The organism is Paenibacillus sp. NPDC056933, assembly GCF_042674385.1.
Lineage (GTDB): Bacteria > Bacillota > Bacilli > Paenibacillales > Paenibacillaceae > Paenibacillus.
This window is the reverse complement of record NZ_JBHUQN010000001.1, coordinates 1,021,755-1,037,881: the sequence shown is the minus strand read 5'-3', so window position 1 is coordinate 1,037,881 and position 16,127 is coordinate 1,021,755. Positions and strand designations below refer to the sequence as shown.

Below are 16,127 nucleotides of genomic sequence, written 5' to 3'. Positions count from 1 at the left end.
TGGGGAGGACAGGTCATGCGTAAACGTTCAGCGGACAGTCAGAAGGTGTTTACACGGATTTGGATTGGGGTTATTATCAGCACCGTTGCTACATTGCTTGTGGCAGCCAGCATTTTGTATGTAAACTATAATCGTATTGCTCTCCGCCAGGTCTATCGCACAGATATGAACAGTCTTACCCAGACCAGTCGGGAAGTCTCCAAGATGACCGAAACCGCCAAATCATTGTCTTATCAGATTTATCAGGACTATACCATCTCATCCCTTCTGCTCTATTCCAAACCGAGTATCTATGAAGTTACTTCTGCGATGAGACAGCTTGATAACTACCGGATGTCCCTTCCTTTTATCGAATCCATCTATGTATATAACTCCAAAAGTAATGATTTCTTCATCAGTTCCAATGAAGTGCGCAATGGACAGCAATCCATGACGGAAATTGACGATCAGGGGATAACAAGTATCCTTGAGCGATTTCATGAGTACAAACCTTTTGTGCCGATTCCTCGTACATATCAGGTTGGTTCCACGGAAGCGACCGAAGTCAGCAGCTACACGTATCTCTGTTACGATACGATCAACGACAACGCCAAACTGAACTACGCAGTCATCGTAAACATTAAGGACGATTGGCTCAGTCCTAATATGAATTCAGTCGATCAGCCAGGCAACGCATTTATTATTAATGAAAAAGGACAGTTATTATCCGAGTTTAACAATCGTTCTCTAATGAAAGACCTTTCCAATGAACCGTTTATGCAACCCATCCTTCAAAATACAGGGCAGTCTGCTTATTTTTCTGCAACGGTGGATGGAGAAAAGTCATTGATTACCTATACCTCACCTGACAACCTTGGATGGCGCTATGTGCGAATCACGCCTTATGACCTGATTACCGCAGATATTCGAAATATGCGAACACATACCGTTTTATTTTGCCTTGGACTACTACTTGCCGGACTACTCTTATCCTACCTGGTATCCCGAAAGTTGTATCATCCGATTGATAAAGTCATTGGCCGTATGCGAGTTATGGAGGCAGAGCGTCGCGGAAGCTTGCATTTATTGCGACAGGACTTCCTGCGCGGGGCTCTGCAAGGTCGGGAAACCGTAACTGGACGCATGCTGGAGGAGCGGATGAAATTCTATGGCTCGTCTATCGATGCGCATCGCATATCCAGATTGGTGCTGCTCCGCATTGATCATTTTGCTGATTTCAGCGAGACCTATCGGGATGAGACTCAGCTTGTGAAATATGCCATGATGAACATTTGTGCAGAAACGGCCGGCCTTTACTACCATACAGAAGCTGTAGATATGGGCGGAGATCTGATCACTTTTATCTTCAATGATAAGATCCAAGAGGATGCCGATCACGGAAATGTCTCTATTGAGGAACTGCTGCGATTGATGCAGACTGCCGTGATGACGCATCTGAAATGCTCCATTTCCTTTACGATCGGGCCAGCCGAAGAATCACTGGAAAACAGTATTGCCGCTTATACACGCTCAGCAGAAGCTTCGCTTCACCGTTTGTTTATGGGCCCTGGATGCCTGATCTATACCTCGGACATCATGGCGTATCAAACAAAAGAGTATGCTTTCCCTGTTGGAAAAGAGCGGCAGTTGATTGATTGCCTGATGACTGGCAAAACAGCCGAAGCCAAACAGGTTTACGCAGATATCGTCGGGGAAACGGCGGTATATCCGTTTACTGTATTCCAACTGGCCTTATCCCATCTGACCATGACGTTGAATCATGTACGTAATACACTCAAAAAGAACAACCAGCTTACGATCGATTCCATCTCCGACAGTTCAATGCTGCCAATACATGATGCCGAGGATCTCAATGAAGTTCACGCACACTTCTACCGGATGTTCGACGAGCTTGGATCCAAAGTAGAGGAAAAACGAACTCTCAAACACGAAGAGTTAATTCGCAAAATCAACTGTATTATTGAACGGGACTATGCAGACACCAACCTCTGCCTGACTTCAATTGCCGATGAACTAGCCATGTCACCCATTTACGTTAGCAGGCTCTACAAACAATTAACGTTAAAGGGACTCACGGATGTCATCAACGAGACGCGCATAGCCAAAGCCCAGCATTTGCTTATGGAGACGGATAGATCTGTTGCTGATATTGCGGAACAAACAGGATTCACTAACAGTTCTTATTTCTATCGCATGTTTAAGAAGTTCAATGGGGTTACTCCGAACGATTATCGCCGCAAAGAGCTGCATTCGGAGCTTTAGCAGAGGGAAATAACAATTGCGAGCGGGTTATGAAAAAACGTGAGTTATGAATTGCAAACAGCAAAAAGCGTTACAAGAGTCTGGTGCCAGCTCTTGTAACGCTTTTTAAATCCAATTACTCTTGTTCCTCGTCAGACTCGTTCGTAGCTTCCCGGACTTTATACTTGTCCAAACGGATCTGTTGGTACTCGCGCAGCGCATCTTCACCAACGATCACCTCAACCCGGTGAATGTTCATGCCTTTGCCCATGAATTTCTGTTCATACTCTGTCATGACATGTTCTTCGTTCAATCCATCGCGGTGCAGATTCAGGGACAGATTGGTCATTTGCAGACCAAAGTCAGCAATGGCGTTGAGTGAGAAATCGAATAATGTCTCCGAGTCTGTTTTGAAATGGATCTGTCCCTTTTTGTTAAGCAGTTCCGTATATTTCTTCAGGAAGCGTGGATGCGTCAAACGACGGCGTGCATGTTTGGCTTTAGGCCAAGGATCGCTGAAGTTCAGATAAATCCGTTCCAATTCCGCCTCTTCAAACACGTCCTCGATCTGTTCAATATTGGCCAAGGCCAACTTCAGGTTGGGAGGTGTGTCCACTTCCGCCTGACTCCATGCTTTCCGAGCCTTCTCGCTGGCACGACGCACCAGTTCATCATACATATCGATGCCGATAAAATTATATTCCGGATATTTATAACTCATTTGGCTGATAAATTGACCTTTACCCATACCAAATTCCACAAAGATCGGATGGTCATTACCAAATTGTTCAGACCATTTTCCTTTATACTGTTTGGGATCAAGAACAACGAGATCGACTTGTTGCTCCAAATTTTCACGAATCCCTTTTCTGCCACGTAAACGCATCTTATTCCTCCGTTTATCCATACTTGTCTCAGAATCATTTTGCCGAAGAACCGGCGAATTGTAAAGAGCAATGAAAAAGGAATCTTCGGATCTGCCACTTTGGGGCAAATCTCAAAGATTCCCTCTTCGATTTATTTGGAATTGGGGTCCAACTACTTTAATAGTTCATAGTCTACCTTATCTTGGTGTGAAAAATCAAATGTCTTTTCGAAAGCATCGCGAACTTTTTGTCTTGCAGCCGCTTTCACTTTCGGATTGCCATTGAAACGAACACCTGTCAAAGCGAGAGCTTCTTCTGCCGTCAGTTCTACAGAAACATGATGAAGATCATTGTTTTTAACTTGGGAATTCATTCATATCACCTCACGGTATAGTATGGTCCATGACGTCAACATTGATTCAAATGCTATGATGAATAGTACCCATTGGATGGTGTCTGACGTTGGTTTAAATATAACATAAGGTGTAAACTATAGCAAGGATAAAACCACGATTCTACGGCCTATTTTTGCGACGAGATTCCCCTTTTTTTGAGTTTTTTGATACAATGGTAAAAGTTCATGAAGCATCGATTTCGATAAATTATAAAGCAAGTCAATAGGTAGCCAAAGGAGTACCCTTAAGATGAATGCACCTTCACTACAACCTCCTCTTTTATGGGGAGATAAACGATTCCATACATGGAATTACGAAATGAGAGACGAATTTAACAATAAAGTCTTCAAAGTCATGCTGGATGCCGGATTTACCTGCCCTAACCGTGATGGGTCCATTGCCAAGGGTGGCTGCACGTTCTGCAGCGCTCGTGGATCCGGTGATTTCGCTGGTAGCAGACGTGATGATTTGGTAACCCAATTCAATACGATCCGGGATAAACAACATTTGAAGTGGCCTTCAGCCCATTACATCGGCTACTTTCAAGCCTATACCAACACGTACGCTCCTGTTGAAGAACTGCGTGAATACTTTGAAGAAATTTTGAAGCAGCCTGGGGTCGTCGGTTTGTCCATAGCCACTCGCCCTGACTGTTTACCGGATGACGTCGTTGATTACTTGGCCGAATTGAATGAACGCACGTACCTCTGGGTTGAGATGGGCCTGCAAACGATTCACGAGTCCACTTCAACTCTAATTAACCGTGCACACGATACCCAATGTTATGAGGAAGCCGTCGCTAAGCTGCGCGAACGGAATATCCGTGTGTGTACACACATCATTTACGGACTGCCGCAGGAAACTCATGAAATGATGCTGGATACCGGACGGGCCGTAGCCCACATGGATGTACAGGGAATCAAAATTCACCTGCTGCACCTGATGCGCAAAACGCCGATGGTGAAGCAGTACGAAGCCGGACTTCTTCGTTTCCTGGAACAAGACGAGTATATTAAGCTAATCGTTGATACGCTGGAAATGCTGCCGCCGGAAATGATTGTACATCGCCTTACAGGGGATGCCCCGCGTGATCTGCTCATTGGTCCGATGTGGTCCATGAAAAAATGGGAAGTGCTGAATGCTATTGATCGGGAGCTGCGCCAGCGGGATTCATGGCAAGGTAAATACTGGAGGGGAGCATAAGATGGGCTTTCTTTCGGTTCTAAGCTGTGCCCATCAGTGGATTTCTTCGCGTCTGCAGCCCGGAGATCTGGCCATTGATGCAACGGTTGGTACAGGGGCAGATACCCTGTTTCTGGCACAAAAGGTGGGTAAACGAGGTCAAGTCATCGGTTTCGATATTCAGAGCGAGGCCTTGACATTGGCACAAGCCCGAATTCGCAAACAAGAAGAGGACAGCACCAAAATGGGCTCTATCTCCCTGCTTCAATTAAGCCACGATCGAATGGCTGAAGCCGTTCCGGAGTCATGGCAAAATGCTGTTGGGGCTGTAATGTTTAACCTCGGCTACCTGCCTTCAGAAGGTGCTGACGCCTCCATTATTACTCTTACCGATAGTACCCTTGCTGCACTCGAGGCTGCACTGGGCTTGCTTAAGCCGCGCGGCATTATTACCGTTGTCCTGTACCCGGGCCATAAAGGAGGGTCTCAGGAGGCGGAAGCGGTTTTGGAGTGGGCGTCTGCTCTGTCTGTAGAGCAAGCACAAGTAGTAATGTATCGCCAATTGCAGCGAGAAGCTTCCCCTTTTCTGATTGGTATTGAGAAAAAATAATTTCCTTTAGTACACAAATACAATAAACTAAACACAATCGTAGCTGAGAAACTCGTGTTCCATTTATGCGATTTGTGTACTACATAACGATGTGCAACCGTATTCACCCTGTTACATTCATGCCGCCACGCGGTTATGACTGATTAAAGCGATCCACCATTTCATATACTAGAGGAGAGATTAGGAATGTCTACGCCATATCCACTGCAATTTCAACCAGAGTTTAAAGAACGTGTATGGGGAGGTCGCGCACTGGAGCAATTCGGCCTGACGCCCCCTGAAGGACATATTGGTGAAGGTTGGATGATTGCGGATCATCCCAATGGGACAACGAAGGTATTAAATGGAGCACTTGCTGGTAAAGGACTTGATGAAGTTCGTGAACAGCTCGGCACAGCATGGCTCGGAACCAAAGGTGTTTCGGAAAAAGGCGGACGTTTCCCGCTTCTGATCAAATTGCTCGACTGTAACGATGATCTGTCCGTACAGGTGCATCCAACGGATGATTACGAAGCTCTTCCCCCTGGCGAGCTCGGCAAAACGGAAATGTGGTACGTGCTGGATGCCAAACCAGGAGCGCACATCATCTACGGCTTGAATGAAGGCGTCGATCGCGCAGTACTGAAGGAAGCTCTGGAGAATGGTACCGTCATGGATACTCTTCGTCAAGTTCCTGTGGAAGCAGGCGATACGTTCTTTATCCCTGCTGGAACCGTACATGCTCTCTGTGCCGGTGTGGTCGTCGCTGAGATACAGCAAAATTCGGATACAACGTACCGGATTTACGATTACAATCGTCCAGGTCTGGATGGCAAACCACGCGAGCTGCATGTTGAGGATTCATTGAATGTAACCGCTTATGAGGGTGCAGGCGCCACAACAATGAAAACCAATAACGCGACTCCAGGTGAATGGCTGAAGCTTGCCGAATGTCCTTATTTTGTTGTGGAAAAAGGGATCGTTACGAACCGCTGGGAGCTCTCCACCAGTGCAGAAAGCTTCACCATTCTTGTGGTCTGTGAAGGCAGCGGGACGCTGGAGTGGGACAATGCTGAATCGGAGAGTATTGAATTGAAAGCTGGACAATGCTACTTATTGCCTGCCAATCTGGGCTCCTATGCGCTGGATGGCAATACTACGGTTCTTCGCTCTTATTTGCCTTAATCGATTAATAGTTCTCTAACTATTGGTTCTCAGTAATGGCTTTAATGTGACCTGTGAAGGAGGATTACATGAGATGCAGGAATCTACCTTTGACCTGATTGGCAATGATGGTACCCGTATTCATGTGTACCGCTGGCTTCCCGATCCGGAATGTAACATTAAGGGTGTGATCCAGATTGCACATGGCATGAGTGAGACCGCTGCCCGGTATTCTGAATTTGCCGAATATCTCACCACGCACGGGTACGCGGTCTACGCGAATGACCATCGTGGTCATGGTAAAACGGTAGAAAACTCGAATTTGTTGGGCAATGCCGGCGTCGATGCTTTCCGCTGGATGGCGAGTGACATGATGAATCTGGGCGAAGTTGCCGCCAAAGAAAACCCTGATGTGCCCCTCTTTTTGATGGGGCATAGCATGGGGTCGTTTTTGGTGCAGCATCTCATGTATGCTGGCCACGAACGTTACCATGCATTTATTTTGTCCGGCACCAATGGCAAACGTGGTCTTCTTCGGATTGGAGAGAAATTGGCTCTCCTGCAGTGCGGCATTCAGGGGACTGCTCATCCAAGTATGCTGCTCAATGCGCTCGTATTTGGCGGATTCAACCGTTCTTTCCGTCCGGCAACCACGCCGTTTGACTGGCTGTCCCGGGACACCGAAGAGGTCAAGCGGTTCATTGATGACCCTTTGTGTGGAGCCATCTGTTCCGCAGGGTTTTTCCGTGACTTTTTCAAACTGCTGCTGGATATTCACTTGCCACGCAACATGAAACGTATTCCCAAGAATAAATCTGTATATCTTTTTTCAGGTGAACAGGACCCGGTTGGTCTTCACGGAAAAGGAGTCCTCAACCTGGTCTCCCAATATCGGGAGCTTCAGCTTGAGGATATTGAATACCGCCTCTATCCGGGCGGGCGCCACGAAATGCTGCATGAGACGAATCGGACAGAAGTTGCGGGGCACGTCGTGGAATGGCTGGAAAGGCATATGCCTGACCTTAATGCCCGTCATTCCATGACAAATGCCGAATCTGTCGAATCCGTATGATGCGAAGCGAGCAAGCATACAATGATGAATAAAAGCCTCTGAACAGGTTAGCAGCTTGTGCTGTGTACCATGTTCAGAGGCTTTTATTTGATATTTATAAGATGGCAATTAAGTGTTAATCGTTATGGATTACCCTTCGATCAGCAAAGACTCTGGATCTTCAAGCAATTCTTTCACCGTCACGAGGAAACGTACTGCTTCGCTTCCATCGATAATGCGGTGGTCGTAAGACAGGGCGATATACATCATTGGACGGTTCTCCATCCGCTCTGCATCAATCGCTACTGGACGAAGCTGGATTTTGTGCATACCCAGAATACCCACTTGAGGTGTATTCAAAATTGGCGTCGACAACAGGGAACCAAATGTTCCACCGTTGGTAATGGTGAACGTTCCTCCTTGCAGATCAGACAACGCCAGCGTGTTGGAACGAGCTTTGGACGCCAGGTCCGCAATGCTCTTCTCAATCTCGGCGAAGCCCAGACGGTCGGCATCCCGTACAACCGGTACGACAAGCCCTTCTTTGGCAGATACGGCGATACCGATATCATAGTACTTCTTGAGTACTACATCTTCGCCATCAATCTCCGCATTGATGGTCGGGAACTTTTTCAGTGCGCCTACAACCGCTTTGGTGAAGAAGGACATGAAGCCAAGATTGATTTCATGTTTCTCTTTGAACTTGTCCTTACGGCGTTTACGAACATCCATAATTGCCGTCATATCCACTTCGTTAAAAGTAGTCAACATGGCTGCGGTCTGCTGCGCTTCTACCAGGCGTTTCGCAATGGTAGCACGACGGCGGGACATGCGCTGACGCTCCACCGGTTTGGTATACGTGGAACCCCCAGCTGCCGGGGCACTCGGTGCTGCCGCAGGAGCTTTGGCAGGAGGCGCTGAAGGAGCAGCTGCCTGAGTACTGTGAGTCTTCACATCATCCTGATACACACGTCCAATCGGATCCTTGCTTTGTACCTGATCCAACTCAATACCACGCTCACGTGCAAGTTTGCGTGCAGACGGTGAAGCTGTCTTCGAGCTGCTATCCGAAGAGTCAGGTGCTACAGCAACGGGTGCTGGTGGCGGTGTTGGAGCTTCCGGTGCAGGAACAGATGCTTGTTTCTGCTCAGTCGCCGCTGGTTGGGAAGCGGGCGTGCCGCTTCCTCCTCCTGCTCCAGCCGAAATTGTTCCGATCGTTTCACCGATCACTACAGTTTCGCCTTCCTGGCGAATAATTTTCTCAAGCACACCGCTCTCTTCAGCACTGATCTCAATATTTACTTTATCCGTTTCAAGCTCCAGAAGAACATCACCCTGATTCACGGTTTCTCCTTCTTTGACCATCCATCTGGATACAGTTCCTTCCGTTATCGACTCACCCATTGCAGGTACTTTAATTTCACTCACAGCTGTTACCTCCCCAGTGGAATATTATTTTTCGTCGTTTGCTTCAACGCGGCTGTAATAATCTGTTGCTGTTCCATGCCATGCACCAATTGATAACCGCTGGAAGGACTCGCATGTTCCGGGCGACCTTCGTATTTAACGGTTGTGCCTTCTGGCGCGATCTCACGAAGACGTGGCTCCATGTATGTCCAGGCACCCATGTTTTTGTTTTCTTCCTGAACCCACACCAGCTCTTTCAGCTTGCTGAAACGTGCGAGTACACGCTTGATTTCTTCCGCCGGGAACGGATACAGCTGTTCAACACGAATAATGTGTAACCAGGACCAATCCGCTTTATCTTTCTCAAAAGCATCTTCCAGATCGATGGCGATTTTACCACTGCACAAAATAATGCGCTCTACGCGATCCGGTTTCGTGCCCAATCCTGCTTGCTCCAGCACCGGTTCAAACTTGCCTTCGCTGAATTCTGTAGCAGGTGAAGCAACACGTGGATTACGAATGAGACTTTTCGGCGACATCATAACCAGCGGACGGGCATCCTCTGTTTCGGTCAAGGAAGCCTGACGACGCAGCAGATGGAAATACTGCGATGCACTCGTCAAGTTCGCAACGGTCATATTATCTTCTGCACAAAGCTGCAGGAAACGTTCCAGTCGAGCACTTGTATGCTCAGGTCCCTGACCTTCGTTCGCATGCGGAAGCAACATGACCAGACTGGATTTCTGAGACCATTTGGCACGGCCGGCAGACACGAACTGGTCAAAAATAACCTGTGCACAGTTGGCAAAATCCCCGAATTGAGCTTCCCAGATGACGAGCGTATCTGGTGAATATACGTTATATCCGTATTCGAAACCAACTACAGACTCCTCAGACAACGGACTATTGTAGATGGCAAAGGATGCTCTTGCCTGCGGCAGATGATGCAGTGGGCAGAATTTCTCTCCATTCTCAGAATCATGCAACACCAGATTCCGATGGGCAAACGTGGCACGTTCTGCATCCTGTCCACTGATCCGGATCGGTTTGCCATCCGCAAGAATAGTAGCGAAAGCAAGCGTCTCTGCAAGACTCCAGTCTACTTTCTCACCTTCATTCAGAGACGTGCTTCTGCGCTGCAAAATGCGCTGCAACTTCGGATACACATTAAAATTCTCTGGCCATTTCAGCAAGTCTGCGTTAATTGCCCGCAGATTTCCCAATGGTACCGCAGTTGGAATAACAGAAACTGCTTCTGGCTCGCTAATTTGACGTTGATAATATTCATGTACTTCATTGTTCTTCATCTGCTCATATGCTTCTTTTAGGCGGTTCGTCACAGCCTCACGAATGCTGTTGATGGAAGCATCGTCGATTACAGATTCCTCTTTCAGATGATCCTGATACAAGTGGCTAACCGTTGGATGAGCTTTTACTTTGTCATACACTGTCGGCTGTGTTGTCTCCGGATCATCCGTTTCGTTATGACCATAACGACGGTAACCGATCAGGTCAATCAGGAAGTCCTTTTTGAACAGGTTACGGTATTCTGCTGCCATACGAATGGCTGCGATACATGCATCCGGGTTGTCTGCATTGACATGCACAATAGGGATCTCATATCCTTTGGCAAGGTCACTCGCATAGTACGTTGAGCGTGAATCGCTGCTGTCTGTGGTGAATCCAAGACGGTTGTTCACGATAATATGAATCGTGCCGCCATTTTGGTAACCAGGCAAAGCTTTGAAATTGAGCGTTTCGGCTACAATACCTTCCCCAGGGAAGGCCGCATCACCATGCATCAGAATAGTTGCCGCTTTTGTTACATCCTGCTTCGGATACCCCGGATCACGGCGATCATCCTGCGCTGCACGTGCAAAGCCCTGTACAACTGGGTTGACATATTCCAGGTGACTCGGGTTATTGGCAAGGGTAAGACGCGCTTGAACTGTTTCACCGTCTTTTACATAACGGTTTGCACCCAGATGATATTTGACATCCCCCGTCCAACCGTAATTGATTCCTGTTGAACCTTCGGAAGGAACCAAATCCTTATTCGGAGAATGATGGAATTCAGAGAAAATTTTGCTATACGGCTTGCCCAGTACATGAGCAAGTACGTTCAATCGGCCACGGTGAGCCATTCCCATCAAAATATGACTGGAACCTGCGTGTGCCATAATTCGGACTGCTTCATCCAGCATAGGGACTAACACGTCGTTACCTTCAATGGAAAAGCGTTTTTGCCCAACAAATGTTTTGTGAAGGAAATCTTCAAATTGCTCTACTTCAACCAAACGTTCCAGCAAAGCCTTACGCTCCTCTGGATTAAGCGGTGCCGGCGAAGTACGAGATTCTGCACGGCGGTTCAACCACTCCCGCTCATGAACTTCATGCACATGGCTGAATTCATAAGCGATAGGACCCGTATATATTTGCCGCAGGCGCTGGATGGCATCCAATCCTGTCACAGTCTGTCCATCTGCACCCTCCCAGATCAGGGAAGCGGGCAGAGCTTTCAAATCTTCTTCATTTAATTCAAAATGCTTCGGTTCCAGCAAAGAAGTATCTGAATCTTCACTGATTCCTAGTGGATCAATATCGGCCGCAAGGTGACCATAGGTACGAATATTCATAACCAGTTTCCCTGCTGTAACCGCTTTCTGTAATAATTGAATATCCACGCTTCCGGAAGCCTTTTGGGCGTTGCCAGAATACGAGGCTGTATGTGCATCCTTGCCAGACATCGGCGGAGCACCCCATTGTTCAAATAATTCCCGATAAGCCGGTGTCACTGCACCTGGATCTTGGGAATATAATTCATATTGTTCCTGTACGTATCCCATATTGGGGCCATAGTAACTTTCCCAGGGTTTCTTGTTGCCTTCCTCGATCGTCATCGACGTTCCCTCCGTCTTGATTTAGTCATAAGTTTTTGACGGAAATCATTGACTAAGCCGTAATTTGCGTTCGTTCAACATTTTAAGCTAAATTTTTCATGAAGTCCAATAATCGTGCTGTTGGTGGTAGTAACGTTGTTCCGACGCTCCCGTCAAGGTTTGTCTGCGTTTTCAAAATCATAGTTATACGATGATTATATATACCGTCGCACAGATGTCGAATACTGTCCTTATCCGTTCGAAGGTTACACCTTCCTCAATGTTATCCATTGAAGTCCGTGTTCTAATATCTATTCTATAAACTTTTGCGCTCAGGAGCATTTCCTATTTTTAGTCCAATTGATGCATAAATTAGATGAATCGAATAATTGGAGCATTTCAGGTGCAAAAAGAATTCTCTTTGTAGCCTCCCTTCATTAGAATTGTGGTCTATTATGAACAAAAACAAACCGTCAAGTTAAATATTAACCATTTGGCTTGATATTCAACAAAAAAATAGGTATTTATTACAATTCAATGTTATAAACCAACAGCCGCCTGTAATGCGTAAAAGCATCCAGGCGGCTTCTTTTTGACTTGTTTTATTTAGGCTGACAGTCTTTACATCTCATACATGATTTAATCAGCGATGATGTCTATCTTAATGTGGCACCTGAGACTGAAAATCGTTACGGCTGGACTGATCTGCGTGGTAAAAGACCACATCACCATCCTTCAGGGGCCAAGTTCTGCCTTGACTGTCTACTGGACTATCGTTGAAACCTTCCATCTGCCACTGATTCATCAGTGGAGCGTAAATGTATTGCAGGTGTGGAGCCTCTGTACTTCCATTCCGAAGTGTCTCCATATTAAAGTTGACAACGATATAGCCGTCCTTCAGAAATACAGAAGCCTTTTCATCCAGTTGATTTTGTCCGGCGAACGTTTCGAGATTTGTTCCCTTTGGCACGGCGTAAACATCTGCAGGCAAGCTGTATTCCCCGTACCAACGCTGGATAGCCGCATTCGCTCGGTCCACACTAACACCAGAAGGAATGGCCGTCTTTGGTCCAATCAGTGTACGAATGGAAGCGGGCAGGATCATCCAATCATAGCGGCCTACCCACGTTTTCTGGTGAGAGGTTTGATCTACAAACCGAACCATATAATCAGCGAGCGCACTCTGGTTGCGTTCATCGGCTGTCATTTCATAAGTATACTGATAACGCGCTGTATCCCCCAATTCCGTGCCGGGTACATTGCGCAACCTCGAGTTCAGGACAACATACCGTTTCTCCAAATCCTGTTCCGATCCTATACGAATAAGTCGTTCTTGACCGCGGTGGTAATATAAATCGACTTCTTGTCTGGAAGAGCCGTCTTTGCTTACAAAATAGAACGTTGGTGTAATTCGAACGCCATCCTGTTTGCCAAACATATTGCCTTTTGTTTTCAAGTCGAATTTGACATGGTAACCCGTTTTCACCGCTACATTGCTGAAACCCTGTACAGGGTGACTGCCAGGACGAGCAGGTAACACATATGGTGCCAGATTACCTCGCGGATCACCATCAATACTGTTAAGTCCTGTCCAGTAGCTCACCCCTGTCGGCTCTGAACTCCCGAGCTGCTGGCGAAACACGTTCTCCCAATTATAATCGGCGATATCCGTAACTTGAAAATCATACAACCTCCCAATAACTTCCACCGGAACCGTATCTGCCGCAACATGATGGCTCAGATTGGTGTTGGCATCCTGCTGCTCGGTGAACGTCGAGGGAGCATTTTCCGCAATATTCCGAAATTCAACTCGGTAGTTTCCTTCATCCACCCATACGGGAAGATAGAAAACGGTATCCAGCTGATTGATCGGAATGTCAACCCAGGTCTTGGCTGGAATGAACTGACTTCTATCCGCGTTATAGACATCAAAGGGAAAACGAATCTGCTTGATGCGAAAATACTTGGCATAGTCTCTATTGCCATAACCCGGATAACTGTTCACGTTCAGATGCTGTCCTGAGGTCGGGATGCGTACGATAAACGGTCGTTCCAAAATAAGCGCCGCGCTGGTCAGATCAGGCACTTTTTTCTGGTTATGCGGCTGATCATCAGACACCCAGGCGTAGTTAACGACAGGTGTATGCACCGTGACAGAATTAATCCCTTGAACAGAAAACTTCTGATCTTGGCCACCTTTAATGTTGCCAGGAATCAAACCATAGGCGATTTCGCCCGTTGTCGGTTGGTTCGCCTTGTTGACCAGTATATTCTGAATGGTTAGACGATTTTGGTACAGCACACTGTCACCGATCATGCCCGGCTGCGGAATTGTCCCAGGTCGCGGAGCACTCTTATCCATCGGAGCAGGATCCATCACAGTGGCGCCATTAAACACGACCTTGTCATTATTTACAGTGTTCTCTTTGACCTCCGTTTCCGCTTTGGATTGAAACAATGACGTTTCATCAGGTGTAGGCGGCTCACTGTCACCACCCGATCTTGCTTCTGTGCCCAGGTCAATTTCCTTGCAAGGTGCAGGTTTCACATGTGCGGTCACCGCATCGTCATTAGCTGATTGCAAACTTGGTTGAGTATACCCATTTGGGGTAAGAGTTACCGTCTCTCCATACCCACCAAGGGCATAGTTGGATACCGTAGCCTGATTGAGCTTGTACACTTCCAGATTTTCAATTTGCCAGTAACTATATTGTCGGACGATCTGCATTGGTTTTTCCACTGGAACGTCGAGTTGCTTAGGTTGTGGGGGTGTGCCTGGATCATTCGGTCCCGTCGAGGGTCTGCCAGGAATTGTCCATGTTTTGTGATAATTCTTTTTCACCTTGACTGTATAAGTCACTGTTCCCGTCATGTTCACCCAACGGTGCTGGAACAAGTATCCTTTAGCCATGACATTTGCATAGAGATCTTCAGAAGTCGGGATGCCGCGGGTGACATCAAACTTCTCAGATCCCCGATCATCGGCCTTCAGCACACCTCGCACGGAAGGGTCCATGACGGCTGATTCAATTAAAGTTCCTTTACTAGGAGGACTGATGGTCACTGGGCAACCCACAATGCTACCCCCATTACCTGGATCAGTTCCCCCGTCACCTCCGTTGCCTGCGCAATCCTTCACCTCAAGCACCTGCATCCCTTGTTCGTCCAACTGCTGGGCAGGGTCCAAAAATCGCGCGGTGATAGTGGTACTGCCGACGATGCCCTTGATCGTCATTTTCCCATCTGCTCCTATGGTCGCTACTGCTAAATTGGAGCTTTGCCAGGTCAGTTTGGAATGAGCGGTAAGCTCATGAACGGAAAGGTCTGGCTTGGTCAGGATAGCTTTGGCTTGCAGCGATGTGGACGTATCTGTTTTACAGGCGTTTGGCAGATTCACTGTAAGTCCCGGCTCGGACGTCACCGTAATGTCGGCGGTATCCGAGATGAGATAGGTCCCATTGTTCCAGATCGCACGTACAAAGGCAGTACCCGGCTTCTCAGCCTTAACCATTCCTGTTTTTGGTTCAATACTTACAATGCTCGGGTCGGACGACCACCAAGTGGTCTCGGCTTCACGCCGACTTACGTCGATACCTTCACTCCACTGTGTAGAACCGTAGTTTTTCGTCTTAACTTTGGCTTCCATCTGTTTGATTTGTCCAACCGTTAGAGTGGAATCTGGGGTTACGTCAATTTCCTTTTCTTCTTCAAGATCCCCTTCCCAGATGATGTCCATTGGGGTAAAATATGCAACTTTATGTTTAATACAGCCCGCTGTTGTTCGTCCACCATTTTCAAAAGGGTCATTCTGAGTCCATTCGTGGCTTCCACCAGTTAGAGTCCGGATCCCAACTATTGTGCTTGGAGGTGTAATTACCGTTCTCCCGACCCCTGTATACGATTCTTGTTCAAAACTTGTTTGATACTCTACACTCTTGATTTTAACTTCCTTGAAACTCGAAGCCGACAGATTATTCCCGTTATATTGGGGCCAAGAAACTGCTGGCCAACGTGAGAAGTCAACACTATCAGGGACTTCCTTTAAAGCGGGATAAGGGGTGGTACAATCCCCATCATTATTAGAATATGTAGGACCACCACTGTGATCTGCTCTAAATCTTCCATCATCAGTTTGATACCAGTAAACGCCAGGTGTACCAATTGTTTTTTCAGCTTGAATAGATTTTAAAAGCGGACTTTTCATTGACTTCGGACCGTATGGATCGTTTTCAGCGTACACAATGTAATTCATCGATAGTCCTGCCATGCTAAAGCTTATGATGAATAATACAACTAATGTGTTGGACCAATTGAATACGGGCATCCGCATTCGTTTATTCATAGAAGTATAAT

The 16,127-nt window shown here is 47.0% G+C and carries 10 protein-coding genes; 5 read left to right on the top strand and 5 right to left on the bottom strand.

Features of this window, described 5'->3' with window-relative positions; translation table 11 throughout:
- Positions 1 to 15: 15 nt before the first annotated feature.
- Positions 16 to 2,262, top strand: a complete 2,247-nt coding sequence (locus tag ACFTRD_RS04795) for an AraC family transcriptional regulator (protein ID WP_379377980.1) — start codon at positions 16 to 18, stop codon at positions 2,260 to 2,262.
- Positions 2,263 to 2,377: 115 nt separating this feature from the next.
- Here ACFTRD_RS04795 and trmB read toward each other — a convergent pair whose 3' ends face one another.
- Together trmB and ACFTRD_RS04785 are read right to left on the bottom strand one after the other, a co-directional pair.
- The gene (trmB, locus tag ACFTRD_RS04790; RefSeq protein WP_379377979.1) at positions 2,378 to 3,127 is read right to left on the bottom strand and encodes a tRNA (guanosine(46)-N7)-methyltransferase TrmB; all 750 of its coding nucleotides are present in this window, start codon (positions 3,125 to 3,127) and stop codon (positions 2,378 to 2,380) included.
- 152 nt (positions 3,128 to 3,279) lie between these two features.
- The gene (locus tag ACFTRD_RS04785) at positions 3,280 to 3,480 is read right to left on the bottom strand and encodes a hypothetical protein (protein WP_062320234.1); all 201 of its coding nucleotides are present in this window, start codon (positions 3,478 to 3,480) and stop codon (positions 3,280 to 3,282) included.
- A 271-nt stretch (positions 3,481 to 3,751) separates the two neighbouring features.
- Here ACFTRD_RS04785 and mnmL point away from each other — a divergent pair, with 271 nt between their 5' ends.
- From mnmL to ACFTRD_RS04765, 4 genes are all read left to right on the top strand, one after another.
- Positions 3,752 to 4,705, top strand: coding sequence for a tRNA modification radical SAM protein MnmL/YtqA (gene mnmL, locus ACFTRD_RS04780; RefSeq protein ID WP_192265384.1), 954 nt, complete (start codon positions 3,752 to 3,754; stop codon positions 4,703 to 4,705).
- 1 nt (position 4,706) lies between these two features.
- The gene (mnmM, locus tag ACFTRD_RS04775; protein WP_379377978.1) at positions 4,707 to 5,294 is read left to right on the top strand and encodes a tRNA 5-(aminomethyl)-2-thiouridylate-methyltransferase MnmM; all 588 of its coding nucleotides are present in this window, start codon (positions 4,707 to 4,709) and stop codon (positions 5,292 to 5,294) included.
- A gap of 186 nt (positions 5,295 to 5,480) precedes the next feature.
- The gene (locus ACFTRD_RS04770) at positions 5,481 to 6,458 is read left to right on the top strand and encodes a type I phosphomannose isomerase catalytic subunit (RefSeq protein WP_192265380.1); all 978 of its coding nucleotides are present in this window, start codon (positions 5,481 to 5,483) and stop codon (positions 6,456 to 6,458) included.
- 73 nt (positions 6,459 to 6,531) lie between these two features.
- Positions 6,532 to 7,509, top strand: a complete 978-nt coding sequence (locus tag ACFTRD_RS04765) for an alpha/beta fold hydrolase (protein WP_379377977.1) — start codon at positions 6,532 to 6,534, stop codon at positions 7,507 to 7,509.
- Between the two features lie 129 nt (positions 7,510 to 7,638).
- On the opposite strand, the gene odhB is transcribed toward ACFTRD_RS04765, so the two are convergent.
- The 3 genes from odhB to ACFTRD_RS04750 all read right to left on the bottom strand — a co-directional run bounded on the left by odhB (position 7,639) and on the right by ACFTRD_RS04750 (position 16,116).
- Entirely contained in the window at positions 7,639 to 8,916 is a 1,278-nt protein-coding gene (gene odhB, locus ACFTRD_RS04760; protein ID WP_379377976.1) for a 2-oxoglutarate dehydrogenase complex dihydrolipoyllysine-residue succinyltransferase, read from the bottom strand.
- A 5-nt stretch (positions 8,917 to 8,921) separates the two neighbouring features.
- Complete coding sequence (locus ACFTRD_RS04755; RefSeq protein WP_379377975.1) at positions 8,922 to 11,795, bottom strand: 2-oxoglutarate dehydrogenase E1 component; 2,874 nt, start codon at positions 11,793 to 11,795, stop codon at positions 8,922 to 8,924.
- Positions 11,796 to 12,435: 640 nt separating this feature from the next.
- A complete protein-coding gene (locus tag ACFTRD_RS04750; RefSeq protein ID WP_379377974.1) occupies positions 12,436 to 16,116 on the bottom strand; it encodes a DUF5704 domain-containing protein in 3,681 nt (1,226 codons plus the stop codon).
- Positions 16,117 to 16,127: the final 11 nt, after the last annotated feature.

Coding starts and splice junctions, on each gene's coding strand:
- ACFTRD_RS04795 (WP_379377980.1), top strand. CDS start 16: ATGCGTAAACGTTCAGCGGACAGTCAGAAGGTGTTTACACGGATTTGG.
- trmB (WP_379377979.1), bottom strand. CDS start 3,127: ATGCGTTTACGTGGCAGAAAAGGGATTCGTGAAAATTTGGAGCAACAA.
- ACFTRD_RS04785 (WP_062320234.1), bottom strand. CDS start 3,480: ATGAATTCCCAAGTTAAAAACAATGATCTTCATCATGTTTCTGTAGAA.
- mnmL (WP_192265384.1), top strand. CDS start 3,752: ATGAATGCACCTTCACTACAACCTCCTCTTTTATGGGGAGATAAACGA.
- mnmM (WP_379377978.1), top strand. CDS start 4,707: ATGGGCTTTCTTTCGGTTCTAAGCTGTGCCCATCAGTGGATTTCTTCG.
- ACFTRD_RS04770 (WP_192265380.1), top strand. CDS start 5,481: ATGTCTACGCCATATCCACTGCAATTTCAACCAGAGTTTAAAGAACGT.
- ACFTRD_RS04765 (WP_379377977.1), top strand. CDS start 6,532: ATGCAGGAATCTACCTTTGACCTGATTGGCAATGATGGTACCCGTATT.
- ACFTRD_RS04755 (WP_379377975.1), bottom strand. CDS start 11,795: ATGACGATCGAGGAAGGCAACAAGAAACCCTGGGAAAGTTACTATGGC.
- ACFTRD_RS04750 (WP_379377974.1), bottom strand. CDS start 16,116: ATGAATAAACGAATGCGGATGCCCGTATTCAATTGGTCCAACACATTA.